The organism is Hymenobacter negativus (genome assembly GCF_017571495.1).
GTDB classification, from domain to species: domain Bacteria; phylum Bacteroidota; class Bacteroidia; order Cytophagales; family Hymenobacteraceae; genus Hymenobacter; species Hymenobacter negativus.
Window position 1 is genome coordinate 50,219 of the sequence record NZ_JAGETZ010000006.1, and the last position, 23,462, is coordinate 73,680.

The window sequence follows — 23,462 nt, forward strand, 5'->3', positions numbered from 1 at the left end:
CCGGGGGCGGCTGGGGTGGTGTTGGGGTAGCGCGCGCCGTTAGGTAGGAACACGAAGCATCGTTCAGCTGCGGCGGTGCCTGGGGCGGCGGGGGGGCGTTAAGGCAGAGCGTTGCCAATCTCCACGAACGGCTCCCCGGCTTCCAGTAGTTCTATCGCGGCGGGCAGGGTGGTGAGCAGCACTTCTTGCAGCCGCTCGTTGGAGGTGTTGCCGCAGGTGAGCCAGATAACCCGGGGCGGCGGGCCGAAGCGGTCGAGCAGGTGGCGGAAGTCGGCGTCTTTGGTGAGCACCACGGCTCCGGCAGCTTTGGCGGCCCGGAATATTTCTTCGTCTTCCGCGTCGCGCAGGCCCAGCGTGCGCAGGGGCACGGCGTCAACGGGGAATTTCCATTTTATCCAAGCCGCGATGAGGGGCGAGAGGTGCGCGTCAATCCAGATGGTCATGCGGCCAGGCGCGGGTAGTCAATCTGACGGGCGGCGTATTGTAAGGCCGCTTGCAGGTCGGCGGCTTCGAGGTCGGGCATCTCAGCCAAAATCTGCTCGGCGCTGAGGCCGGCGGCGAAGAGCTGGAGCACGTCGGCCACGCGGATGCGCATGCCGCGAATGCAGGGCCGGCCGCCGCACTGGCGCGGGTTGGTAGTAATGCGATGCTGCAAGGATTCCATGTGGTGAAGATACTAGCGTTTCTGTTGCCGCTTCGCCCCGGGGGCGGATGGGGTGGGTTTGGGGGAGCTCGCGCCGTTAGGTAGAAACACGAAGCATCGTGCAGCCGCGGCGGTGCCAGGGGCGGTGGGGGAGCGGGTTTGCACCTTCGTATCTTAGCCACATGGAAACGGCAGCTTCAGCGGCGCACCCGCGCATCACCCTCGACCCGAACATCTGCCACGGGCAACCTACCGTGCGCGGCCTGCGCTACCCGGTGCAAAACGTGCTCGAATACCTCGCCTCCGGCATGACGGAAGCCGAAATCCTGGCCGATTATCCTGATTTGGAGGCCGAGGACCTGCGCGCCTGTCAGGCCTACGCAGCATAGTCGTGTAACAAATAGAGCCCTCAAACCTTACCTTAGCATCACTGAGAAGCCACCCCAACATGGGGTGGCTTTTTGCTAACCGGTAAACTAAATGCATTTCTTGTACGTGGACGAAAGCGGCGACCCCGGCCGTTACAATGGCAGCAACACGCCGCACTTTATTCTGAACGGCTTGGTCATCCCCGAAGAGGAGTGGGCGGCAGGGTTGGCACGGATGCTGGCGTTCCGTGAAGGCGTGAAGCAGGCAACCGGCTTACCCAAAAAGGTGGAGTTTCACAGCAGCGAGCTAATTCGTCCCCACAAGCTGGATGCGTACAAGCAAATTCATAAGTCGGTGCGCGTGCGGTTGCTGAGGGACTTCGTGGGGCTGATGCCCACCTTTTTCCCTAAGGCACGCATTCTAAGCGTATGCCTCGACAAACAGCAGTTGACTGCCGAAACCAATTATCAGGAAATAGCTTGGCGGCTACTGCTACGCGGGTTTGATGCGTTTTTGAAGTCGCAAAATCAACTGGGACTTGTGGTGTCTGACGACACGAATGAAACGGCGCTTCGGCTGCTGTTCCGCTCGATGCGCAAGGAGTCCCGGCCCATCATCGCCATTCTGGAAGACGTGGTATGCCGACAATCCATCCACTCTTACTACGTCCAAGCCGTCGATGCAATTGCCTTCTGCCTCTACCAGCAGGAGTACCCCAAAGGCAGCACCCGCAAGTTCAACTTGCATCAGCTATTCAAAACCCTCGATACGATGTTACTCAAAACCGCCGCGCCGGCTGACCCACAAGGCATCATCCGAGCCTAATGGGGTAAAAAAATGCCCCGGTTAAAACAACCGAGGACTTTGTCGTGGCCCGTTCTAAGCTACAGGGCTTAGGCGAGTCACAGTGCAAATATAACGAATACTCCCCTCATTAGGTTCGGCCCCTAGCCGGAGTCGAACTGGCACACCCAAGCTTCTTCAGCTGCTGCCGCCCTGGGAGCGGCTGGGATGGTGTTGGGGTCGCTCGCGCCGTTAGGTAGAAACACGAAGCATCGTGCAGCCGCGGCGGTGCCGGGGGCGGCGGGTGGGGTCCTGCAACCTGGGTTTCTTGAGGCGCGGCGGCCTCGGGGGGGGGCAGTAGCTTTGGGCTCATGGACAGATTTGCCCCCGCCATACTCGAATACCTGACGAAAGCCGGTTGGCAGCCTGGGCGCAAGGTGTGGCTGGCAAAGTATCGGGTGTGTCTCAGAGTTGAGGGCTACCCGTGGTTTCCTGCCGTAGCCGAGTTCCTAGAGGAGTTCGGCGACTTATGGATAACCTACGAAGGGAGGGGAGGAGCGAGCAAGCTGACATTTGATGCCTGCTACGCCACGGGAAGGTATGATACTCGGTGGGTGACGGGAGAATATGCGTCGCGTATAGGCCGCTCTCAGCTATGCGCTATTGGCGAGCTTTCCGGCCACATGCTATTGTTCATGGATGACACTGGACAAGTGTATGGAGGATACGACGACATCTTGGTTTCTTTTGGAAGCGGAGCCGAGGCCTTTGAAGCTTTGTGCTCCAACCTCCCTGTAAGAGAGATTCCTTAGCTTCTCTCAGCCGCCTTCGCGCCGGGGGCGGCGGGCGGTTGGACTATCCTAGCTGGAACGTCCGCATGCTGAGCCCGCCAAAGGACACTTCCTCATGGGCGTAGCTCACCGCCTCGTCAGGCTGGGCCAGGCCGGCGCTGTAGAGCAGCGGCAGGTAGTGGTCGGGTGTGGGCACGGCCAGCGCCCCGCTGGGGCCTGCCTGCTGATACGCCACCAGGCGCTGGAAGTCGCGCTGGTCGAGCTGCTGCTTCACCCACTCGTCAAATTCGGTGGCCCACGCGAAGGGGCTGGTGTCGCCGGCCCGCAGCTTGGGTACGCTCAGGCGCGTGTTGTGCACGATGTTGCCGCTGCCGATGAGCAGCACACCCCGCTCGCGCAGAAAGCGCAGCTGGCGGGCAAAAGCAAAGTGCCAGGCCAAGGGCTTGGTGTAGTCGAGGCTGAGTTGCAACACCGGGATATCCGCTTTGGGGTAGAGGTGATGCAGCACGGTCCAAGTGCCGTGGTCCAGGCCCCAATTGGCGGCGCCGTGCACCTCGTGCACGTGGTCAATAATGGCTTGGGCCAGCTCGGGCGCCCCAGGCGCGGGGTACTCCATGGCGTGCAGCGCGGGCGGGAAGCCCCCGAAGTCGTGGACAGTGGTGGGGCGCTGATTGGTGGTGACGTAAGTGCCCGGGGTGAGCCAGTGCGCCGAAATGACCACGATGGCTTTGGGCGGTGTGAGGCGCTCCCCCAGCTGGCGCAGGCTGCGCGTGAAGGCGTTATCGTAGAGCGCGTTCATGGGCGAGCCGTGGCCCACGAACAGCACGGGCATGGCCGGGGTGGCCGGGTAGCTGGCCGCAGCGGCCACCAAGGATTTCAGATTCATAACCAAAGGAAAAAAAGGCGTGCGTGCGCACGCTTGCAAAAACACGCGGCGTTGCATCAGGACAGGGAATAGCGGAGGGGAGAAGAGCCGCCTGGCAGGTGCCCCCGCGAAAAGGAGCACCTGCTGGGAACCGCCCGCCGGGCATGGGTGCGGGCGCGGCTCGCCGCCCCTACGCGGTGATGCCCGCGAGGCCCTTCTGCACCGCGGTGGCCTGAAACTCCGGCAGCTTCACGCCCTCGGCCCGCGCCACCGTAACATCGCGCATGCCCAGAAAGCCGAGCATCCAGCGCAGGTAGGGCGCCGCGAAGTCATAGGGCTGCATCGGGCCCTCGGAGTAGATGCCCCCACTCGCTAGGGCAACGTACACCTTTTTGCCGGTGATGAGCCCTTCGGGACCGGTCGGGGTGTAGCGAAACGTGATGTTGGCCCGCGTGAGGTGGTCGAGCCAGGCCTTGAGCGAGGACGGAATGGTGAAGTTGTAGAACGGCGACCCAATCACGAGCACGTCCGAAGCCATGACTTCGGCAATGGCCTCATCGGAGTGGCGCACGGCGGCTTGCTGCTCCGGCGAGCGGCCTTCGGCCGGCGTGAAGTAGGCTTGTAGGTGCGCTTCCTCCAGGTGGGGAAACGGATGTTTCGCCAGGTCGCGCACGACCACGGTGCTGCCCGGATGCGCGGCCAACAGCTTGTCGATGATGCCCTGGCTAAGCTGGGTGCTGAACGACTCAGCACCCCGGGCGCTGGAAATGATTTGCAGAATCTGCATGATTAAAGGGAAATGGGATGATAAAAGGCGAACGCCCGGCGCCGGCCCGCCAACTAAGCGGCGGGGTAGGCGGTTAGGTATTCTGATTACTCCAAGCAATCAGCTGGCGAGTTGTTCGCCCGTTTTACCACTTGCAGATTACTGATTGGTAGCCTGGTTACCTCCCGGTAATCACGTGGTTGCACCATTTCACCCAGCCCTTTCTTCTCCTATGATTAACCCCGATACTCCTGCCTGCGCCGTGACGATGCAGGCCTTGCGCAATTCTTTTCTGGTCGTCAACAGCAAGTGGAAGCTGCCCATCATTGTGGCCATGAACAAGGGCACCCGGCATTTTCGCGGCCTGGAGCGGAGCGTGCCCGGCATCTCGACCAAAGTGCTGGCCAAAGAGCTCAAGGAGCTGGAAGCCCATCAGTTCATTGCCCGCACCGTGCATCCCGGCCCGCCCGTGGTGGTGGACTACCACGTCCTGCCGTATGCGCAATCGCTCGACCCCGTAATTGAGGTGTTGAAGGCGTGGGGCATCCAGCATCAGCAGCGTTTAGATGCCCTCTCCGCCTCTCTGGTAGAGAAGCAGTAAAGCCGCAAAAACGAGTAAGCTTGCTGTCCTCAACCGCCTATCAGCACAGAGGGCCTGCTAGGTAGCCCAGCCATTTTTGGGAGTAGAGCCAGCCAAAATTCCCCGGCAGGGTGGGGCTGTTCCGCGCTGGTGCGGCTCCCTGTCACGAAGCCGCTTCGCGCCGGGAGCGGCTGGGTTGGTTTTGGCACCTGAGCTTCTTGAGCCGCAGCGGCCCGGGGCGGGGGCGCCCCAACGGGCGCGGCGGCGCGGCCGGAGGCATGGGGGCGGCCCCGCAGGCCGGGGAGGGGCTGCGCGGTCTTGTGGGGCGGCCCCGTAACCCCGCGTAGCGCTGCGGCGCCTTACGGGGCGGCCCCCAGGCGCCCGGCCGCGCTGCGCTGGGCTACGGGGCGAGCTGAAATAGGAAAAACGTGAGAATAGCAATACATTAACGGTTGAATCCGTTTCATTCTCAACCTTTTTACTTCATTTCCATGTCGCCTACCATTCCCGGTGCTTCGGCTGCTACCGCCGCCTCCGCTACCAAGCCCCGCAAAAAAGACGGATTGCCCAAGTCTCAGCTCGCCCTCGCCACCCTGGGCGTGGCCGCTGCCAAAGCCTGGCAGGCGTCGGAGCTGCCCGCGCTGCTCTTCGTGAGCAAAGCCGCGTTCAGCGACCAGGCGACTGCCTACGCCGCCAGCCTGGGCACGGCCGATGCCGTGGGCGACGGCGCCAGCCCCAAGTCCAGCCGTCTGAAAGCGCTCGACAAGCTCATCGCCAAAAACCTGAACTTCGTGAAAGGCTACCTGGCCGAAGACCACGACGAGGACGGTGGCGAAGCCTACTACGCCGAGTTCGGCATTGTGCGCGAGGGCAAGAACTTCCGTCTGCCCACCGCCCGCACGGCCCGCGCCCTGGCCCTGGGCAAGCTGGTGGCCGCCCTCACGGCCCACAAGTACGACAAGAAGAAATTCGGCACCGCCTTCTGGCAGCCCATCGCCACCGAGTACGCGCAGCTAGCCAAGGACAGCGGAGAACTGCGCGGCGCCGCCTCCGACGCCGTGGGCCAGAAGAATGCCCTCGAAGCGCCCCTACGCGAGGGGCTGAGCTCGTTGGTGCTCAGCATCAAGGCCAACTACCCCGATGAGGATGCTCAGCGCGGCGTGCTGCGGGCCTTCGGTTTCCAGAAGGAGGTATACTAGGAGCTAAGCGTAAGCGAACGATGGCGCGGGCCTGCGGGCCCGTGCCGTCTATTCGCGGGGCTCCGGGCCCGCAGGGGGCGCGCTGTTCGGGTATCGTTCAACTATTGCAGGCCTGGAGGCCTGCGTGTAGTGGGCACGGGCCGTAGGCCCGCGCCATCGGCTTTCTAGCACCTTACACATTACACAGGCTGCCATGTCAGAGAAGTATAAGACGTATGAGGGCGGGCTATTTTTTGTGACGCTGACCGTGGTGGGCTGGATTGACGTGTTTACCCGGCCCGATTATGCGGAGGTATTTCTGGAAAACCTGCGGTACTGCATCCGGCGCAAGGGGCTGCGGGTGTATGCCTTCTGCATCATGCCCAGCCACATCCACCTCATTGCCGATGTGGACGACGGCCTGCTGCTGGCCCACGTGCTGCGCGACTTAAAAAGCTTCACCGCCAAGCGGATTTACGAGCTCATCGAAACCCACCCGCAGGAAAGCCGCCGCGACTGGCTGTTGCGCCTGTTGCAATTCTACGGCCGGCCCCACGGCCAGGTGTTCAAACTCTGGCAGGAAGGCAACCACCCGATTGATTTAAAATCAACAGCTTGGATGCGGGAGAAACAGGACTACATCCACCAGAACCCGGTGCAAAGCCGGCTAGTAGATGAGGCCCAGCACTACCCATTCAGCAGCGCCTTCCCCGGCTGCGGCGTGCCCTTAAGCGAATTCCTCTAGCCCACTGATGGCGCGGGCCTGTGGCCCGTGCCAACTATGCGCGGGCCTCCAGGCCCGCAGACGTCCGCGCCGTGCACAATCTATGCTCCATCGTTCAACGATTGCAGGCCTGAAGCATGCCAATAGTCGGCACGGGCCGCAGGCCCGCGCCATCTTTAGGACTGCTTCAGGAGATGGACTAGCACCCGTTGTCAGCTGCTCCCGGTATTGGAGCGGCTGGAAGCGCCGACAATTACAACGACTTGGAAAGTCCTTTATGCAAGCATTATCACCCGGCCGCCACACGTACGGCCAATAATGCCGGGAAACGAGGCCGTGTTTAGCGGGCAGTAGGCGCTCATAGCAGTGCTATATATCAGCCACTGCTACCTTAGCTGCTGCTAATTGCGCTGGTCATACAAAAGCCCGTTGTCCATCTCTGATTCAACAGCGGTACCTCCGGGGCTGTAAAAAAGAAAAAATGAGAAGAATAGTAACCGTCGCCGCCCTCACCGCTGTTCTGGGCAGCTTCCTATCGTGTGCATCAAAAACGGAGCAACCACTGAAAGCCGGTAAAGTGCCGATAACCGGCACCTGGCAGCTTGTCAGCAGAACCGTTATTGAGAAAGGCGACACCGTGACAACCGCTAGCAGCAAAGACGAATCCTTTATCAAAATCATCAATGACAGCCACTTCGCCTTTCTGCAGCACGATTTGAAAAAAGGCAAGGACACTGCTGCCGTATTCGTGGCAGGTGGGGGCCGGTATTCACTCAAAGACAGCCTGTACAGTGAGCATTTGGAGTATTGCAGCGCCCGAAACTGGGAGGACAATGATTTTGCATTCACTATTACGCTGAAAAACGATACCCTCACGCAAAGCGGAGTGGAGAAGGTGGAAAGTGCTGGCGTGAACCGAATTAATATCGAGCGCTACGTACGCGTGAAACCGTAGCTGCCTGCTGAGCCACGGCAGCTTCCTCAGCTACTGCCTTCGGTAACAGGTTTATTTTGGGCTGCTCCTGCTGGGGTGGCCCTGCGTATGTTAGGGCCATGCAGCAGCAGTTACGAGAGCATCTGGAACAAATAGTGTCGCTCACCGACGAGGAGTTTGCGCTGGTACTGGCCCAGTTTACCAGCCGGCAGCTGCGCAAGCACCAGTTTCTGATTCGGGAAGGGGAGCGGGTCCGCGAGATGTATTTCGTGGTAACCGGCCTGCTGAAGCTGGTGCACACCGACGCGACGGGCCGGGCCCACGTCGTGTCGTTTGCGCTGGAAGATTGGTGGGAGGGCGACTTTGCCGCCTACCTGGCCCAGACGCCGGCCACGCTGTCGCTGCAGTGCCTCGAAGACACGGCCGTGTGGTGCCTGCCGCTGGAGGGCTACGACTACCTCTGCCGCCAACTGCCCCAGATGGCGCGCTTTTTCCTGGTCAAGTTCACCCGGGGCGGGGTGGCTGCCCAGCAGCGTATCCTGTCGCTGCTGGCGTTGCCGGCCCGCGAGCGGTACGAGCTGCTGCTGCGCCAGTACCCCACGCTGCCGCAGCGGGTATCTAAAACGCTGCTGGCGGCCTACCTGGGCCTGTCGCGCGAAACCCTGAGCCGACTGGTTGAGCCGGGCCGGGTGCCCAAAATAGTGCGCTAAGTCACAGGGATGAGGTGCAACTGGCCGGGACCTTTGCTTCCGCAACCTCACCCCGCGCCGCGGCCTTCACAGGCCGGGTGCACTTAACCGCCAACTCAATGGAAAAGCGAGCAATTAACCCGTGGCAGTGGCAGGCGCAAAGCGCCTACCAGCAAGCCGTAGAAGTAACCCAACCGTCGGCCACGCTCTATTGCGCCGGCCAGGCCGCCATCGACGCCGAGGGCAACCCCAGCACCGGCGACATGCGGGCCCAGCTTCAACAAGTGCTCGGCAACGTGGAGCAGGTGATAACAACAGCCGGCTACCAGTGCCGCGATATCGTGCACCTGCGCGTGTACACCATCGATACTGACGCGCTGTTTGGCGAAGGCGGAAGCTTCGACGTGTTCACCGATTGGGTAGCCCGGCACGGCATTCAGGCGGCCGCCACCATGGTAGAAGTAAACTTCCTGGCCTACGCGGGCCTGAAAGTGGAGGTGGAAGCCACAGCGGTGCGCTGATAGAGCCCAAGTGACCGGTATACCCAGCCGCTGCCGTTGCCGGTAGCGGCTGGCTTGGTGTTAGGGGCGTTTATGTGCCAAGGGACAATGAGGGGAAACGCGGATATGGCTACCGCGAACCCGGCATGCCAACGTGGGCGTTGTGCTTACAGTAGTTTTGAGGTCAGTATACAGGACGGGCCGTAGCGCGAACTTTCAGTTCGCGTCCCCACGACATTCGGTAATCGTTCCGGGACGCGAACTAAAAGTTCGCGCTACGGCCCACTGGCTCCGAAACCGCTCTAGTAGGGCAGATTGGCAAATACACCGTTGGTAATCCGGGCCGAAACATAAGCCCCGGAGTTGTTGGTGCTGAAGCCCTCAAATGCGAACGTGCCCGAGAAGCGGCGTGGGGAGGCGCTGACACTGGTGATGACTAACGTGCCACTTCGGGGAGCACCATTGTTATTCCCAATGGTGAAGTAACTCTGGTAATCGGCGGCTAAACAAGTCGCGTCGTAGGCTGGACGGTAGTACCAGCCGCCGGTGCCACTGTTGCCAGCACAGTGTACCCGGTAGCCGGCGTGAAGGTGAGCGTATAGCAGCCGGACGATACCTTCGCCCGCCGGTTAACGAATGCCGGTTGTGGCCGCCTACCTTCGCGGCTGGCCCATAAGCCGTTGGCTTCCCATGTACACCGCTCTCCTTGCGCACATTGCCCGCTACGTAGCCCTGACCCCGGCCGAAACCCAGCTGGTGTGCGACCACCTGACGCTGCAGTCCGTGCCGCGCAAAGCCCACCTGCTAGAGGCCGGGCAACCCTGCACCGCCAGCTACTTCGTGCTGCAAGGCTGCCTGCGTATGTACTTCATCACCGAGAAGGGCACCGAGCAAATCACGCGTTTCGCGCTCGAAAGCTGGTGGCTGGCCGACTACTCCAGCCTGCTGAGCCAGCGGCCGTCGCAGTTTTTCATGCAGGCAGTGGAGCCCACCACCGTGGCCGTGCTCGACCATGCGCGCCAGGAGGAGCTGCTGGCCCTGGTACCGGTGCTGGAGCGCTACTTCCGGCTGGTGCTGCAGCGCCTGGCTGCTGCCGACCAAACGCGCCCCTTGTTCCAGTTCGGGCTATCGGCCGAGGAACGCTACCACCAGTTCAGTACCTTGTTTCCGGGGTTTGTGCAGCGGGTGCCGCAGTACATGCTAGCCTCGTATTTGGGGTTCACGCCCGAGTTTCTGAGTAAGATTCGGGCCCGGCCCGGGGGCCATGCTGCCGGCAAAGCCAGCCATTACGAGCCCGGCGTTTCTTAATCTAGGTTAAGGAGAACCAGCCGGGCGGGGGCGGAATTTTGTCACATACTTCAACCCCCACTTCTTATGGACCAGCGACTTAATCTGGAGCAACTCGAGCCCAACGCCTACAAAGCCATGTATGGCCTCGTGAAATACCTGGGCACCACCCAGCTCACCACCACCCACCACCACCTGATTATGGTGCGGGCCTCGCAGCTCAATGGCTGCGCCTTTTGCCTCGACATGCACACCCGCGAAGCCCGCGCCCACGGCGAAACCGAGCAACGCCTCTACCTGCTCAGTGCCTGGCGCGAGACCACTCTCTTCACCCCCGAGGAGCAAGCCATTCTGGCGATGACCGAAGAGGTGACCTTCATTAGCAAGCACGTGTCGGCCGCCACCTACCAGCAAGGCGTGGCCGCCCTGGGCGAGCAGTACCTGGCCCAGGTCATCATGGCCATTGTGGCCATCAATGCCTGGAACCGCATGAGCATTGCCACCAACAAGCCCCTGCCGGCCTAGGTAGTAGCATAAAGCCCGATGGGAATCCGCTTCTTCCAGCCGCTGCCGTTTTGGTGGCGGCTGGTTGGCGTTTGGGGCCGGGGAGTACCTTTAGGTTTTGCCCTTTTCAGCCCTTTTCAACAATGCGTACGTTTCTGCTGAGCGCCGTTCTGACGGTGATACTTTCCCTGCCCGCCCTTGCCGCTCCACCGAGTGTGGTGCTGGTGCAAATACACTCCCGCAACAATACACTCACGCTCACGCGCGGCCCTCAGAATACACGGACCATTGCGCTGGGAACGCAGGAGGCCATCAAGAACTTTGAGCCGAATGCCGAGAAGCTCCTCGTCTTATTTACCGAGCTTTATACCGACGGCTACGAGCTAAAGAACAGCACCGTAAGCAACATTTCGGCGGGTGGGTTTGATGAGACCGTGACGTATGTTTTCGTCAAGCCATAGAGGCATTTCCACCGTGGAGGACCTGCGAGCCCGGCACCGGGCACGCCGCCTGAGCACCGTATATTGTTCGCTCATATCGGCCGCTGCCGACCAATCTGCCACCTGATTATGGAATCTTTTGCTACGCCACTCGCTAGCTCGGCGCAGGCCGAAACCTGGGAAGCGTATCCCCTCATCAGCCCCAACAAGTTTTTGGTGCTCTGCCTGCTCAGCCTGGGCTTATACGGCCTGTGGTGGCAGTATAAAACGTGGCGCTTTTTCCGACAGTGGCAGCAGACGGATACCTGGCCGGTGATGCGGGCGCTCTTCAGCCTGTTCACCTTCCACGACCTACTGAAAACCATCAACCAATTTGCGCGCTCCACCGGCGGCTATACCCCCATTGCGAACCCAGGCGGGCTGGCCTCCGGCTACGTGGTTCTGAGCCTGCTGACCCGGCTGCCCGACCCGCTGTGGCTCGTTTCCCTGGGCGCGATAGGGTTTCTGGTGCCCGCTTTCCGAGCGTTCCGCGATGCCATGCTTCAGGCGCCGGCCTACGGCGGCAGCCACCAGCCGCATTTCAGCGCACGGCAACTGATTGCGCTGTCGGCGGGGCTGGTGGGCTGGAGCCTCGTGTTTGTGGGCCTGATGCAGCCCGACTAGCTGCCCCGCGCCATCGGGGGCCGGCTACGCAACGCTCAGCGGCCGGGAATCCCTTCGGCTGGGATAGGAACTGCTTACCGTACCGAGAGGACGCGAAAGGCAACCGAGGTATTGCTCCCCCGCTTGCCCGCCCGGAGACAGCAGATGCAAGTGGTTGCCCAAAATCGCCCAGACCGCCCGAATAGCCATACAGAAAGCCCCCGCAGCAACTGCTACGGGGGCTTTCTGTATGGTCCGGGCCAGCGGCGGCTAGCCGGCGAAGTAGTGGCCCTGCTCCAAATCGGCCAGCAGGTCGGGGTGGGTGGGGTGCCAGTTTAGCCGCTGCTGCGTGAGCGTGCTGGAAGCAGCCAGGCCCAGGCCAGCGAAGCGGGCGATCCAGCCGAAGTGCTCGGGGGCTTCTTCGGCTGATTTCGACACCACCGGCACGTTCAGGTGACGGCCGATGACGGCGGCCAGGTCGCGCAGGGCAATGCCCTCGTCGGCCACGCCGTGGTAGCGCTGGCCAGCCGTACCATTTTCCACCACCAGCCGAAACAGGTGGGCCGCATCGAGCCGGTGCACCGCCGGCCAGCGGTTTAGGCCCTCGCCGATATAGGCCGCCTCCCCCTTCTCCCGGGCGAGCTGAATGAGGTAGGGCACGAAGCCGTGGTCGTTCACGTCGTGCACAGACGCGGCCAGCCGCACCACCATGGCCCGCACGCCCTGCGGCACCAAAGCCAGGGCCGCCTGCTCCGAAACGCGGGCGAAGGCGCCGGGAACGTCGTCCTCGGTGGCCAGGTGGCCCGGCTCAAAGCCGGCCAGACCGGACGTCACCACCAGCGGCCGGTTGGAGCCGGCCAGTACGCTGCCCATCGCCTCAATGGCCTGCTGGTCGGTAACGGCGGCGGCTTGGTACTGCGAAAAATCGTGGTTGAACGCCAGGTGAATCACGCCTTCGGCCGCTGCCGCGCCGCGCTTCAGGCTGTCGAGGTCGTTGAGGTCGCCGTGCACCACCTCGGCGCCAGCAGCAGTCAGGGCCTGCGCCGACGCCTCGGAGCGGGCCAGCCCAAGCACCTGGTGCCCGGCTTGTAGCAATTCCTGCACCACGGCCGAGCCCACAAAGCCCGACGCGCCTGTTACAAAAACCTTCATAGAATGGAGTGTTTAAAGGATGAAATAAGTACGGCACAAAGGTCTGGCCGTGAACCAACGCCGGCGCTGCGCGACGCAAACCATCTGCTGTAGAATTCAAACAATTGCGCCGTTTGGGGAAGCAGCAGGTAGGTGGGGTGTTGGTATCTTCGCGGGCCGGCTCTCGGCGTGCGCTAATGATAACCTTGCTATGAGCAACCATTTTACAGCCGCGGCCCTGGCATTGGGTCTGGGCTTGTGGGCCACCTCGGCCGCCTGCGCCCAAACGACTGCCAGTCCCGCAGCCCCAGTACCGGCCGTGAGCGCGGAGGCCAGCGCAAAAGCCAATCAGGAAGTCGAACAGAAAGCCACCGAATGGGTAGCCGCGCTTCAGCTAAAAGACCCCAAAAAGGAGGCCGCTGTGCAGCAGGTAATAGCCACGCACCTGAAGGCCATTCGGGATTACCACAACGCGCACCCCTACACCGAAACCCCGGCCGGCATCAACCCGGCTACCGGCAAGCCGCTGACCACCATGGACCGGCAGCTCATCACCGTTTCGGCCATGCCAAAAGCCATTCACGACAACCTGATGGCCGGCCTGCGCCAGCAGCTAACGCTCGAGCAGGTAGAGGCCGTGCTGGACAAATACACCATCGGCAAAGTCGCCTTCACGCTGAATGGCTACAAATCCATCGTGCCCAACCTGACGCCTACGGAAGAACAGGTGATTCTGACTAACCTGAAGCAGGCCCGCGAACAGGCCGTGGATTTCAAGAACATGAAGGAGATATCCGCCGTTTTTGAAATCTACAAAAACAAGAACGAGGAGTACCTGAACACCCACGGCCGCAACTGGCGTGAGCTGTTCAAAACGTACGTGGACGCGGCAAATGCCAAAAAAGCCGCCGACAAACCCAACGCGCCGAAGACCACCCAGCAGTAGGGCAAATAGCACAAGCACACCGCACATGGAAGTCAATGCCGCACCGGATAAGGTGGTGAATTGATGCAGGCGCTTTGGTAGTCGTCAGTTGGGCCTGTGTCTAGGCTGGGCCGAATGGTGTGGGGTAGGGGTGGCATCTGCATCGGGTGTGCAGCTTTCAGAACAACTTTGGTTTCTTTGCCAGCACACGCTGCCTTTCCTTTTTTGCATGAACCTATTCGACTCCCGCGCCTGGCGCCGGGCGAGCCAGTCCCTGGTCCTGATGCTGGGCCTGGCCGCCTGCACCACTACCAAAAAACAACCCACTGGCCCGGCCGCCAACGCGGCCGCCACTACCGACATCCTGCTATTGGGCTCCAACCACTTGGCACAGCTCTACAAAGCAGATAACCCGAACTCCGACGTGCTCACGCCCAGGCGGCAAGCCGAGTTGAGCACCCTACTCGACGGGCTGCAGCGCTACCGGCCCGATGGCATCCTGGTGGAGGTGCTGCCCGAAGACCAGCCCCGCATCGACAGCCTCTACCAACTCTACCGGCAGGGTAAGCTCGACCTCAATACCATGCCCGGTGGCCGCAACGAGGTGTACCAGCTGGGGTTTGCGCTGGGCAAGCGCCTGGGCCTGCCCCGCATCCATTGCGCGAATGCCCCTGGCGGTACCTCCCAGAGCATCCTGAACCGGGGCAAGAACATTGAGCTTTACGAGCAGGCCACGGCCCGCTGGCGAGAGCAGTACGTAGCCCCACTCGACAGGGAATTACTGGACGGCAAATCCACCATGTCGCAGTACATGCAGACGCTCAACAAGCCGGCCATCGTGCAGCAGCTGCACACGCTGGTGTATAACGTGCCGGCCCGCGTCACCAACGGCACCCTAAAGCCTGACCCGATGGTGGATTCCGCCTTCATCAACCCGCGTTACGTGGGCGCGGAGTTTATTTCCGTGTTATACAACCGCGACCTGAAAGTGTATTCCAACATCGTGACCACTCAGCTGGATACCCACCAAAACCGCCAGCTGCTGATAATCGGGTTGCGCCACATTGGCTCCTTGAAAGGCATCTTCCGCGAAGACCCGGCCTACCGGCTGGTGGAAGCCGCGCCCTATCTGGGCCGCCATTAGCGCCTCCGCACCAGCCCGAACCGGCCGCCGGGCACGTCCAGCAAAATGGTTTGCTCATCGAATGCCCGGTTGCCGAGCATGCCGCCCATGCCCGAGAAGCGCATCAGCATGCTTTGAGTCAGGCTAATACCTTCCATGTAGGTGGTGGTGCCCAGGGGCAATGGCGGCACCGTGTTGTCGAGTTCCAGGGTGGCTGCCGTGGGGGCCGTGTACGAGGTGAGGGTACGGTCAAATGACTTTACGTCTACCTTGTGAACGGGCGCGCCGGGTTGGGCCAGCCGGTCCCACTCGCCGTGGCTGGTGAGCAGGGAAAACGCACTGGTGCCCGAGTCGTAGAGCAACTGCCGGGGCTTGCCTTGCAGATTCATGGTCAGCAGCACGCGGCGGTTTTCGAAGGCCAGCGGCACGAAGGTGGCGCGCTGGGCCAGGCTATCGGGAAGGTGCGCATCAAGGCTAAAGCGGCGGTGGGCAAAGTCAAGCACCAGGCTTCGCCCGTCGATAACGTCAGCGCCCAGCGTGCCGATGATGAACGCAGTGGCTGTGTCGGCGGGCAAGTTGTGGGGGCCATGGGGCTTCACGCGGACCCAGTGGGCCAGCAGCTGACTCTGGCCCAGCGAGCAGCGAAAGTCGCGCACGGTATCGGCCGCTTGGGCGAAGGGCAGGGTAGGATAGGCGGCTTGCAGCGAAGCCAGCGACTCGGTGTAGAGCAACGAATAAGGGGCCCCCGTGTCGAACTGGAAGTAGCAGGTGCGGGGGCAGCCCGGCAGCCGCACCGGTACCAGCACCGCGGCGTGGGGCATGGCCCGGCCCCGGGCAGTATCGGCCCACCAGGTGAAGGAAGTAGTGGCTGGCAGCCCCGACACCACCAATTGGTTGGCCGCCGGCGTGAACTTCTGGCGCATGTAGAAGTAGCCGCCGATGCCACTAAGCAGGAACAGGGTCAGGACAGAAAGGAGAATTTTGAGTGCGGGTTTCATGATGCAGAAAAGCGGGTGATTTACTGCGTCAAAAGTATCCGTGGTTCCTCCCGGAACCGGGCGCCATTAGCCCGCCATTTTGCCGCCACTTATGTCAATTCATTGACAGTGAAGGTGGATTGTTTTGCCTAGTGGAGCTTAAAGCCGGTAGCGGTATACGTTGAGCCGGCCCTGGCGCAGCTGCGCGCCGTAGTACGCCACCGTGCAAACGTTGGCCGCGTAGGTGCCAATCAGCACACTCAGCCACAGCTCCGGCAGGGCCACGTGGAAGCGCCGGAACAACACCAGCTGAGCCGTTAGGGCCAGCAGCATCAGGAAGAATGTACCCACCTGCCACAGCACCTGGAAGCCCACAATGCGGCGCCCCAGCTCCGCCACGTGCGCGATGCGGTGGCGGCGGGTGCGCCACAGCCACCACGGTACCGCCACATTCAGCAACGGCAGGACGAGGAAGCTGAGGGCGCTCAGGTTGAGCCACTGCAAAAAATCAGGGTCGGTGGGCAGCGCGACCGGGGCCGCATCGGCAACGGGCGGTGCGGGTGGCACGGGCCACTGCGGTTCCGTGGTGGGCGGAGCGGCAACGGGGGACGCCTCGGCGGGCGGGGCCGGCTCGGTGCGCAGGGCGTCGAGCGGTACCCCGAGGGCCGTGGCCAGTGCCTGAAGAGTGTGGCCGCGCGGCACGGTGTCGCCCTGCTCCATCCGCTGGATGGTGCGCAGGCTCACGCCCGATTGTTCGGCTAGGACTTCCTGCGACAGCCCTTTGCTTTTGCGTAGCGTCGAAATGCGTTCGGTAGAAAACATGGGCGGCAAGTACGGAAATTAGCCGTAAAAGTGCGCCCTTGCCCGGCTTCACCCTATCGGCGACTTGGGCTGCTGCACCAGCCAGCGCACGGCGTCGGCATCCTTGTCGAAGGAGCGATACACCAGCGGCAGGCCCTGCACATGCGTGGTGACGTAGGCCGTTGCCAGCCGCACCAGCACATCGTGCGATACCAGTACGGCCCCGTGCCGGTAGCCGCCCGCCTGTACGGCCTGGGGCAGCCACTCATGGGCCACCCATTGTTGCTCGGCCTGGCTGAAAGGGGCCATGCCCACCTGATTAATCAGGATGCGGCTCCAGCGGTGCCGCTGCAACTCCCGTTGCATGTTGATAAACAAGTCGCGGGTTTCGGCCAGTGTCCGCGCCTGTGAGCCCCAGTTGGTTCTCAGAAACCCAGTAGGGTCGGCCAATAGCTGGCCAGCATTATTCTTAAACAACAAAAGCGGGTTTGCGAGACTCATGAAGGGAAAAAGCAGTCGGTGCCGGGTAGGAAACCTGGGGAATGCCCGGTGGTTTTCAGGCATGCAAAGTTCTCGCCGCTGCCGCTTTGTGGCTCACCCCGAATTCAGCCAAGGCCGTGACTGCTCTTGTAGGCTATTCCTTCATCACCCGCTGGGTTTTCTGGAAATTGGTGCCGCTTATCTTCAGCACGTAGATGCCCGGCGCGAGGTGGGCCGTGTAATTATTGAGCTGGCTTGCCAGCATGCCGGGCGTGCCGTGCAGCAACAGCATGGGTGTGCCCTGCGGCAGCGAGAAGTCAAGCGTAACGGCCCCAGCGCTGGCCGGCACATTCTTCAGGCTGAAAGCCAGCGGACCAGCCGCCGGCCCAGGATACACAAACAGGCGGTTCTGTGCCTTGTAGTAGGCATTACGGACGCCTGCAAAGTTCACCCCGATAAGTACCGGGTCGTGGTCGGAGCAACGGAACGGCGTGCTGACGTCGGTGGCTTCGCCGGCTTGGTCGTATTCCAGCACGCTAGGCTCCGCCGAGTTGATGTGCCACTTCTTCACATCCACAAATCCCACCAGGTTAGGTGTCACCACAGCGTGGTCTAGCGAGCCGGTGAGGCCTTTATAGACATAAGATGCGCTGGTGGGCGGCGTGGCCGGTACCAAGCCCGCTGACCGCAGAATGTCGATGGGGTCTTCCTCGTAGTTGGCGTTGTAGTCGCCGGCACTCACGATGCGCGCGGCCCCGGCCGGAATCACCGTCTTGTTGATGAACTCAACCAGGGCCGCCGCCTGGGCCTTGCGGCGGGCATTGGAGCCGCCCTGGCCGTCGTTCTGGTCGGCATTGGGCCCGCTGCCGCTGCTTTTGCTCTTGAAGTGGTTCACCACAAAGCCCAGCGTATCGGCCCGCTCCTTGCGCTTGGTGATGAACACCTGCGCCAGTGGCGGCCGCTCAAACACGCCCGGCGTGCTGGCCACCAGCGCCGGCCCCAGCGACTGCACCATCGCGGGCTTGTACAGGATGGCGCAGTGAATCAGGTCGGTGTTGTTGGGCTGCTTTTCGCCGTCGCCGTCGTTCACGAAAATGTAGGTGCCCGCACCCATCACCTTGTTCAGCCCATCCACCAAATCCTGGATGGCCGAGGCCGAGCCGTTGCCGTCATTCTCAATCTCGGTAAGGCCCACTATGTCGGCATTCATTTGGCTGAGGGCGAGAATAATCTTGGCGCGCTGCCGCTGAAAGTCGGCCAGCGTTTTGGCCCCGCGCGGCGTGGGGAAGCCGCCGCCCGCGCCATCGCCGTTGAAATAGTTGAGCACGTTGAAACTCGCCAGCTTCAAATTGACCGGCCCGAAGCTGGGCGGCGACAGCGGCCGGGCCACCGTGATTACCGGCGCTTCGGCTCCGGCCAGCGGCTGCAGGCGCCAGCGCCCGTAGCCAAACCCCAGAATGCCGCCCGAGCTGGCCAGCGTGCTGCCCACCCGCACCGTGTGGAAGCGGGCATCGAGGTAGGGCGTAGGCGTGGGGTTGGTGACCGAACTGCCGTCGTCGAGTACTAGGCTCCGGTTGTCGTTGGCTGCTTGGAAGGCGTTGATGGCAGGCACGTTGGCAACGCCACTGGTGTGGGTGCCCGTAGCCGGAATGTCGTTCGGGTCGATGAACTGCGTGGGCTGATAGGTGAGGCCTTCCACCGACACAATCAGCTCGCCGCGCTGCTTCAGGTTGTAATTGTCGGTCACAGTGAGCGGGGCCACGAAATTCACCCGCATGCCCTCGTAGCGCTCCGCCGTGGCCGCCGAAAACGCGCTGTTGACGATGGTGGTAAAGGCCGGCGCGCCATTGCCCGACGACACCACGGTGGTATTTGGTTCGGTGAGCACGGCCTGGTTGAAGGACGGAGCACCCGCGTCCTCCTTCACCACCCCAGTGATGCGCACCTTGTCGCCCACCTTCACAGTAGGGTTACTCTGAATTACAAACAGTGCATCGGAGGTTTCGGGGTTGCCATCGGCCGTGGCTTTGTCGTCCTGCACGTAAAAACCGGCTGGCTTGAGGCCGGCATACACGCCCGTCACCACCGCCTCAATAGTGTAGCTGCCTGCTTTGGCCACTTTGCCCGTGCCCTGAATAGCCCCGATGGGGGTAGCGCCTACAGAATAAGCAGTTAAGAGGGTAGCTGCGGAAAAGAGGAGCTTTTGGTACATGGCCAAGTTAAAAATGAACATAAGCGGGGTGACAAATATATTGGGCTGCTGGCAACAGCCCTACGTTTCAACGGCGCTATTAGGTTGTTCATACTTTGCGCCGCACGGGTACTGCGGAGCGCTACTTCGGCTGACCGAGCCACGCAACGGCCTTCTGTCAAGCTCCTGCGCGAGCCAAAGCCGCGCTACGGGTACTCGGTCTGCCAGCTCCAACAACTGCTTAAGGCCTTGGCGCTGTCTGATGCCTGTGGTCCCACCACTCCGAAGCCGCATAACCCAAACCCTCAAAAACGGGTTTATAAGGCTTCGTATCCCTCACTGGACCCCGATATGCCCAAGCTATTTGAACCCCTCGCCCTGCGCGGCGTCACTCTGAAAAACCGCATTGTTGTCTCGCCCATGTGCCAGTACAGCGCCCAAGACGGCTTTGCCAACGACTGGCACCTCGTTCACCTTGGCAGCCGGGCCGTGGGCGGGGCCGGCCTCATCATTCAGGAGGCCACGGCCGTGTCGCCGGAAGGCCGCATCAGCCCCGAAGACCTTGGCATCTGGAAAGACGAGCAAGTGCCTATGCTACGGCGCATCAACGACTTCATCACGGCGCAGGGCAGTGTGCCTGGCGTGCAGCTGGCCCACGCGGGCCGCAAAGCCAGCACGTACAGCCCCTTTACTGGCTCGGGCGAGGTGCCCGCCGCTGAAGGCGGCTGGCCGGTAGTAGGCCCCAGCGCCGAAGCTTTTACTGATAACTATCCCCAGCCCGAAGCGTTGGATGCCGCTGGCATCCAGAAAGTCATTACCGACTTCCGGTCCGCCGCCCAGCGGGCTTTGGCCGCCGGTTTTCAGGTGATTGAGCTGCACGGCGCGCATGGCTACCTGCTGCACGAGTTCCTGTCGCCCCTCAGCAACCACCGTACCGACGAATACGGCGGTACCTTCGAAAACCGCGCCCGGCTGCTGTTGGAGGTGGTGGCTGCCACCCGCGAAGTGTGGCCCGAAGACCTGCCACTCATCGTGCGCATCTCGGCCACCGACTGGACCGAAGGTGGCTGGAACGCCGACGAATCGGTGCAGCTGGCGGCCCTGCTCAAAACGCGTGGTGTAGACCTAATTGACGTTTCTACAGGCGGCAACGTGCCCAAGGCACCCATTCCCGTCGGCCCCGGCTACCAGGTGCAGTTTGCTGAGCGCATCAAGGCCGAAGCCGGCATTCGGACCGGCGCAGTAGGCCTCATTACCACGCCTATTGATGCCGAAGCCATTCTGGCCAACGGCCAAGCCGACCTCGTGCTGCTGGCCCGCGAATTCCTGCGCGAGCCTTATTTCCCCCTCTTCGCTGCCCATGATTTGGGCGTGGAAGTGGAATGGCCGGCGCAGTACGAGCGTGCCAAGCCGCGCATAGCTTCAGCCGCTGGCCAGCGGTAGGAGTTTCCAGAATAGTTATTGAAACGCGCCCTTTCGCGTCTCGGCGTTGACCGAACTGCCTAAACAGTGCAGACGCCGCGATGCGAAGGGGCGCGTTTCTATATCGCCAGACTCTGTACCCATTTTGCCGTCACCAGCAACTGGCCGAGGTGGCGCGTGGTGTGCTCAGCCGCATGCACCAACAGTCCCAGGTGCGTGGATGGCACCTGCGCTCGACCCACGCCGCGTACTTCGGAGAGGGTGGCTTCATCAGTGGCTTTCAACTGAGCCAGCGCCTTGTCGATTTGGTTGTTGAACTCCTGTATCAGCTTTTCAACAGTGTCTTGGGCAATGCTTAACGGTGGCACTTCGGCATTGAAAGCAGCGAACTGCTGTTCCGTCAGAGTTTCCTGGCGGGCGTACGTTAGTAGGCGGTCGAGCACGCCCGCCAGGTGCTGGAGGTGGAAGCCGACGGAAGCTACCCCAGCCGGCCGTTCATTGAGCAGTGTGGGCGGGAATTCCTGCATGGCGGCATTCAGCTCGTCGCGGGCCTGTAGTAGGGCGTGGGCCACGGGCTGGAGCAGCGGCGGCACTCCGGGGATGGGGCCACGCAGCCAGATTTCAAGGTTTTGGGGAGTTGACATAAACGGGAATGTTTGATAGATAAAAGAACGTGATGCCCAGCGCAGCCGAGACATCTTGCGGCTAGCACTAATCAATACTGCTGAACGGTTAAGCTACTAAGCCACGCGAGACGCCTCAGCATCACGTTCTCAATTCCACCGTTCATATTAAACAAGACCTGTCAAGCGGCCTTCCCAGGCAGTACTTTTGTGATTATGCCCAATATAAATAACTCGCTACGCGCTGCGGCCGACCAGTTCGGCACCCCGCTTTACGTTTACGACGCTACCATTATTACGCGCCAATACAATAAGCTTAAATCGGCTTTCTCGGGGCATAAAACCCGGTTTTTCTACGCCTGTAAAGCATTGAGCAACGTGGCTATTCTACGCCACATCCACGGCTTGGGCTCCGGGCTTGATTGCGTGAGCATCAACGAGGTGCGGCTGGGGCTGCACGCGGGTTTTCTGCCGGAAAACATTCTCTTTACGCCCAACAGCGTAACGTTTGAAGAGCTGGTAGAAGCCAAGGAGTTGGGCGTCAACCTCAACATTGACAACATCTCGCTGCTGGAGCGGTTCGGAGCCACTTTTGGCGGTTCTTACCCAGTGTGCGTGCGCCTGAACCCGCACATTGAAGCGGGCGGCAACTACAAGATTCAAACCGGTCACATCGACTCCAAATTCGGCATCAGCATTCACCAGCTGCGCCATTTGGAGCGCGTGGTGAAGGGCACCGGCCTGCACGTCAAAGGCCTGCACATGCACACGGGCTCCGAAATCAAGGACGTGGGCGTGTTCCTGCGCTCGCTCGAAATCCTGTTTGATGCCGCCGGGCGCTTTCCGGAACTAGATTTTCTGGACTTGGGCTCAGGTTTCAAAGTGCCGTACAAGCCCGGCGACCCCGAAACCGATGTGGCCACGCTGGGCCAGCAGGTGGCCCAAGCGTTTCAGACCTTCGAGAAAGAATACGGCCGGCCGTTGGAGTGCTGGTTTGAGCCCGGCAAATACTTGGTGAGCGAAAGTGGCTACCTGCTGGTGAACGTGGCAGTGGTGAAGCAAACAACTGCCACGGTGTTTGCCGGCGTGAATTCGGGCTTCAACCACCTCATCCGGCCAATGTTCTACGACAGCTACCACCACATCAGCAACCTGACCAATCCCAAAGGCTCGGAGCGACTGTACACCGTGGTGGGCAATATCTGCGAAACGGACACCTTCGCCTGGGACCGGCTGCTGCCCGAAATCCACGAAAACGACCTACTAGCTTTCCACAACGCCGGTGCCTACGGTTTCGAGATGAGCAGTAGCTTCAACTCGCGCACTCGCCCGGCCGAAGTGCTGCTGCAGGAGGACGGCGAGTTGCGTCTCATCCGCAAGCGCCAAACCTTTGAGGACTTGCTGGCTGGGCAGGTAGACGTAGTGGCAGAGGTGCCTGCGCAGCCAGCGTAGCTGGTTTTACCAAAGACAAGAAGCCTGTCATGCCGAGCGCAGCCAAGGCATCCCGCGTAGAGTAGTCATTCTTTCCCCTGCGATTGAAGTTACGCTTGCACGCGAGATGCCTCGGTCGCGCTCGGCATAACAGTTCACTTTTACGGCCCTGTTGTCCTCAATTATGCCCCGGCTTCAGCAGCCAGGCCACTGCGTCATCCTCGGTTTCGAAGGTGCGGTAGGTGTGGGGCAGGTTGCGGCTGGCCATGACAAACTGATTGGTAGCCAGGCGGGCAAATACGTTTTTGGCTACCAGAATGGCTCCGTAGCGGTAGCCATTTTCCTGCACGGTGCGCGGCAGCCACTCGTTGGTCATCCAGTCTTGCTCGCTGGGATTGAAAGGGGCCATGTCGCGCTGGTCGACCAGCATTTTGTCCCACTGGCGCCGGCTCATGGCCTGCGCCGTGTGCGTGAGCAAAGCGCGAAACTGCACGGCCTCGCGCGGACCGGGCCGGTACTCCAATCGCAGGTAGCCGCTGGGCTCTTCCCAGATGCGGCCGCTGCTGTTTTCAAAATAAAGGGAACGGGTGGGGGGAGTCATCAAGGTAAGCAACTAAACAAGGCAATTGCGGCACGGAAAAACTACCCTGGGCGGCAACGCCC

The 23,462-nt window shown here is 61.4% G+C and carries 28 protein-coding genes; 17 read left to right on the top strand and 11 right to left on the bottom strand.

Features of this window, described 5'->3' with window-relative positions:
• Positions 1-98: 98 nt before the first annotated feature.
• Positions 99-443: a DUF5615 family PIN-like protein gene (locus tag J4E00_RS14260; RefSeq protein ID WP_208175852.1), complete on the bottom strand. Its 345-nt coding sequence runs from the start codon at positions 441-443 to the stop codon at positions 99-101.
• A complete protein-coding gene (locus J4E00_RS14265) occupies positions 440-664 on the bottom strand; it encodes a DUF433 domain-containing protein (RefSeq protein WP_208175853.1) in 225 nt (74 codons plus the stop codon). Before J4E00_RS14265 ends, J4E00_RS14260 begins: the two co-directional genes overlap by 4 nt.
• 161 nt (positions 665-825) lie before the next feature.
• Between J4E00_RS14265 and J4E00_RS14270 the strand changes: the two genes are divergently transcribed.
• From J4E00_RS14270 to J4E00_RS14280, 3 genes are all read left to right on the top strand, one after another.
• Positions 826-1,032: a DUF433 domain-containing protein gene (locus tag J4E00_RS14270; RefSeq protein WP_208175854.1), complete on the top strand. Its 207-nt coding sequence runs from the start codon at positions 826-828 to the stop codon at positions 1,030-1,032.
• Between the two features lie 91 nt (positions 1,033-1,123).
• Positions 1,124-1,837 carry a DUF3800 domain-containing protein gene (locus J4E00_RS14275; RefSeq protein ID WP_208175855.1) on the top strand — a complete coding sequence of 238 codons (714 nt, stop codon included), beginning with the start codon at positions 1,124-1,126 and terminating at the stop codon, positions 1,835-1,837.
• Between the two features lie 329 nt (positions 1,838-2,166).
• Entirely contained in the window at positions 2,167-2,607 is a 441-nt protein-coding gene (locus J4E00_RS14280; RefSeq protein ID WP_208175856.1) for an SUKH-3 domain-containing protein, read from the top strand.
• A 43-nt stretch (positions 2,608-2,650) separates the two neighbouring features.
• Here J4E00_RS14280 and ygiD read toward each other — a convergent pair whose 3' ends face one another.
• Entirely contained in the window at positions 2,651-3,472 is an 822-nt protein-coding gene (gene ygiD / locus J4E00_RS14285) for a 4,5-DOPA dioxygenase extradiol (RefSeq protein WP_208175857.1), read from the bottom strand.
• A gap of 169 nt (positions 3,473-3,641) precedes the next feature.
• Positions 3,642-4,238, bottom strand: a complete 597-nt coding sequence (locus J4E00_RS14290; protein ID WP_208175858.1) for an FMN-dependent NADH-azoreductase — start codon at positions 4,236-4,238, stop codon at positions 3,642-3,644.
• 211 nt (positions 4,239-4,449) lie between these two features.
• Between J4E00_RS14290 and J4E00_RS14295 the strand changes: the two genes are divergently transcribed.
• From J4E00_RS14295 to J4E00_RS14340, 10 genes are all read left to right on the top strand, one after another.
• Positions 4,450-4,818 carry a winged helix-turn-helix transcriptional regulator gene (locus J4E00_RS14295; protein ID WP_208175859.1) on the top strand — a complete coding sequence of 123 codons (369 nt, stop codon included), beginning with the start codon at positions 4,450-4,452 and terminating at the stop codon, positions 4,816-4,818.
• Positions 4,819-5,288: 470 nt separating this feature from the next.
• A complete protein-coding gene (locus tag J4E00_RS14300) occupies positions 5,289-5,996 on the top strand; it encodes a hypothetical protein (protein ID WP_208175860.1) in 708 nt (235 codons plus the stop codon).
• A 193-nt stretch (positions 5,997-6,189) separates the two neighbouring features.
• Positions 6,190-6,720, top strand: coding sequence for an REP-associated tyrosine transposase (locus tag J4E00_RS14305; protein WP_208175861.1), 531 nt, complete (start codon positions 6,190-6,192; stop codon positions 6,718-6,720).
• 460 nt (positions 6,721-7,180) lie between these two features.
• Positions 7,181-7,654 (top strand): hypothetical protein, encoded by a 474-nt coding sequence (locus tag J4E00_RS14310; RefSeq protein WP_208175862.1) that lies wholly within the window; start codon positions 7,181-7,183, stop codon positions 7,652-7,654.
• A gap of 98 nt (positions 7,655-7,752) precedes the next feature.
• On the top strand, positions 7,753-8,343 hold the full coding sequence (locus J4E00_RS14315) for a Crp/Fnr family transcriptional regulator (protein WP_208175863.1): 591 nt from the start codon (positions 7,753-7,755) through the stop codon (positions 8,341-8,343).
• A 98-nt stretch (positions 8,344-8,441) separates the two neighbouring features.
• Positions 8,442-8,843 carry a RidA family protein gene (locus J4E00_RS14320; protein WP_208175864.1) on the top strand — a complete coding sequence of 134 codons (402 nt, stop codon included), beginning with the start codon at positions 8,442-8,444 and terminating at the stop codon, positions 8,841-8,843.
• A gap of 669 nt (positions 8,844-9,512) precedes the next feature.
• Positions 9,513-10,130 (top strand): Crp/Fnr family transcriptional regulator, encoded by a 618-nt coding sequence (locus tag J4E00_RS14325; protein ID WP_208175865.1) that lies wholly within the window; start codon positions 9,513-9,515, stop codon positions 10,128-10,130.
• A 66-nt stretch (positions 10,131-10,196) separates the two neighbouring features.
• Positions 10,197-10,634, top strand: a complete 438-nt coding sequence (locus J4E00_RS14330; protein WP_208175866.1) for a carboxymuconolactone decarboxylase family protein — start codon at positions 10,197-10,199, stop codon at positions 10,632-10,634.
• A 122-nt stretch (positions 10,635-10,756) separates the two neighbouring features.
• Entirely contained in the window at positions 10,757-11,074 is a 318-nt protein-coding gene (locus J4E00_RS14335) for a hypothetical protein (protein WP_208175867.1), read from the top strand.
• Positions 11,075-11,182: 108 nt separating this feature from the next.
• Positions 11,183-11,716 carry a hypothetical protein gene (locus J4E00_RS14340; protein ID WP_208175868.1) on the top strand — a complete coding sequence of 178 codons (534 nt, stop codon included), beginning with the start codon at positions 11,183-11,185 and terminating at the stop codon, positions 11,714-11,716.
• Positions 11,717-11,965: 249 nt separating this feature from the next.
• Here the strand turns inward: J4E00_RS14340 and J4E00_RS14345 are convergent, their stop codons facing one another.
• On the bottom strand, positions 11,966-12,847 hold the full coding sequence (locus J4E00_RS14345) for an SDR family oxidoreductase (protein ID WP_208175869.1): 882 nt from the start codon (positions 12,845-12,847) through the stop codon (positions 11,966-11,968).
• 190 nt (positions 12,848-13,037) lie between these two features.
• On the opposite strand from J4E00_RS14345, the gene J4E00_RS14350 reads away from it, so the two are divergent.
• Both J4E00_RS14350 and J4E00_RS14355 read left to right on the top strand, forming a co-directional pair.
• Positions 13,038-13,772, top strand: a complete 735-nt coding sequence (locus tag J4E00_RS14350; RefSeq protein WP_208175870.1) for a DUF3826 domain-containing protein — start codon at positions 13,038-13,040, stop codon at positions 13,770-13,772.
• 208 nt (positions 13,773-13,980) lie between these two features.
• A complete protein-coding gene (locus tag J4E00_RS14355; protein ID WP_208175871.1) occupies positions 13,981-14,895 on the top strand; it encodes a DUF5694 domain-containing protein in 915 nt (304 codons plus the stop codon).
• Here the strand turns inward: J4E00_RS14355 and J4E00_RS14360 are convergent.
• The 4 genes from J4E00_RS14360 to J4E00_RS14375 all read right to left on the bottom strand — a co-directional run bounded on the left by J4E00_RS14360 (position 14,892) and on the right by J4E00_RS14375 (position 19,344).
• Entirely contained in the window at positions 14,892-15,872 is a 981-nt protein-coding gene (locus tag J4E00_RS14360) for a hypothetical protein (protein ID WP_208175872.1), read from the bottom strand. The two genes, J4E00_RS14355 and J4E00_RS14360, sit on opposite strands and share 4 nt — an antisense overlap.
• A gap of 138 nt (positions 15,873-16,010) precedes the next feature.
• Positions 16,011-16,673: a helix-turn-helix domain-containing protein gene (locus tag J4E00_RS14365; protein ID WP_208175873.1), complete on the bottom strand. Its 663-nt coding sequence runs from the start codon at positions 16,671-16,673 to the stop codon at positions 16,011-16,013.
• A gap of 48 nt (positions 16,674-16,721) precedes the next feature.
• Entirely contained in the window at positions 16,722-17,153 is a 432-nt protein-coding gene (locus J4E00_RS14370; RefSeq protein ID WP_208175874.1) for a hypothetical protein, read from the bottom strand.
• 133 nt (positions 17,154-17,286) lie between these two features.
• Positions 17,287-19,344: an ExeM/NucH family extracellular endonuclease gene (locus J4E00_RS14375; protein WP_208175875.1), complete on the bottom strand. Its 2,058-nt coding sequence runs from the start codon at positions 19,342-19,344 to the stop codon at positions 17,287-17,289.
• Between the two features lie 330 nt (positions 19,345-19,674).
• Here J4E00_RS14375 and J4E00_RS14380 point away from each other — a divergent pair, with 330 nt between their 5' ends.
• On the top strand, positions 19,675-20,766 hold the full coding sequence (locus J4E00_RS14380) for an NADH:flavin oxidoreductase/NADH oxidase (protein ID WP_208175876.1): 1,092 nt from the start codon (positions 19,675-19,677) through the stop codon (positions 20,764-20,766).
• 98 nt (positions 20,767-20,864) lie between these two features.
• Here J4E00_RS14380 and J4E00_RS14385 read toward each other — a convergent pair whose 3' ends face one another.
• Entirely contained in the window at positions 20,865-21,389 is a 525-nt protein-coding gene (locus J4E00_RS14385; protein WP_208175877.1) for a DinB family protein, read from the bottom strand.
• A 195-nt stretch (positions 21,390-21,584) separates the two neighbouring features.
• Here J4E00_RS14385 and lysA point away from each other — a divergent pair, with 195 nt between their 5' ends.
• Positions 21,585-22,820, top strand: a complete 1,236-nt coding sequence (gene lysA, locus J4E00_RS14390; RefSeq protein ID WP_208175878.1) for a diaminopimelate decarboxylase — start codon at positions 21,585-21,587, stop codon at positions 22,818-22,820.
• Between the two features lie 157 nt (positions 22,821-22,977).
• On the opposite strand, the gene J4E00_RS14395 is transcribed toward lysA, so the two are convergent.
• Positions 22,978-23,400 (bottom strand): hypothetical protein, encoded by a 423-nt coding sequence (locus J4E00_RS14395; RefSeq protein WP_208175879.1) that lies wholly within the window; start codon positions 23,398-23,400, stop codon positions 22,978-22,980.
• Positions 23,401-23,462: the final 62 nt, after the last annotated feature.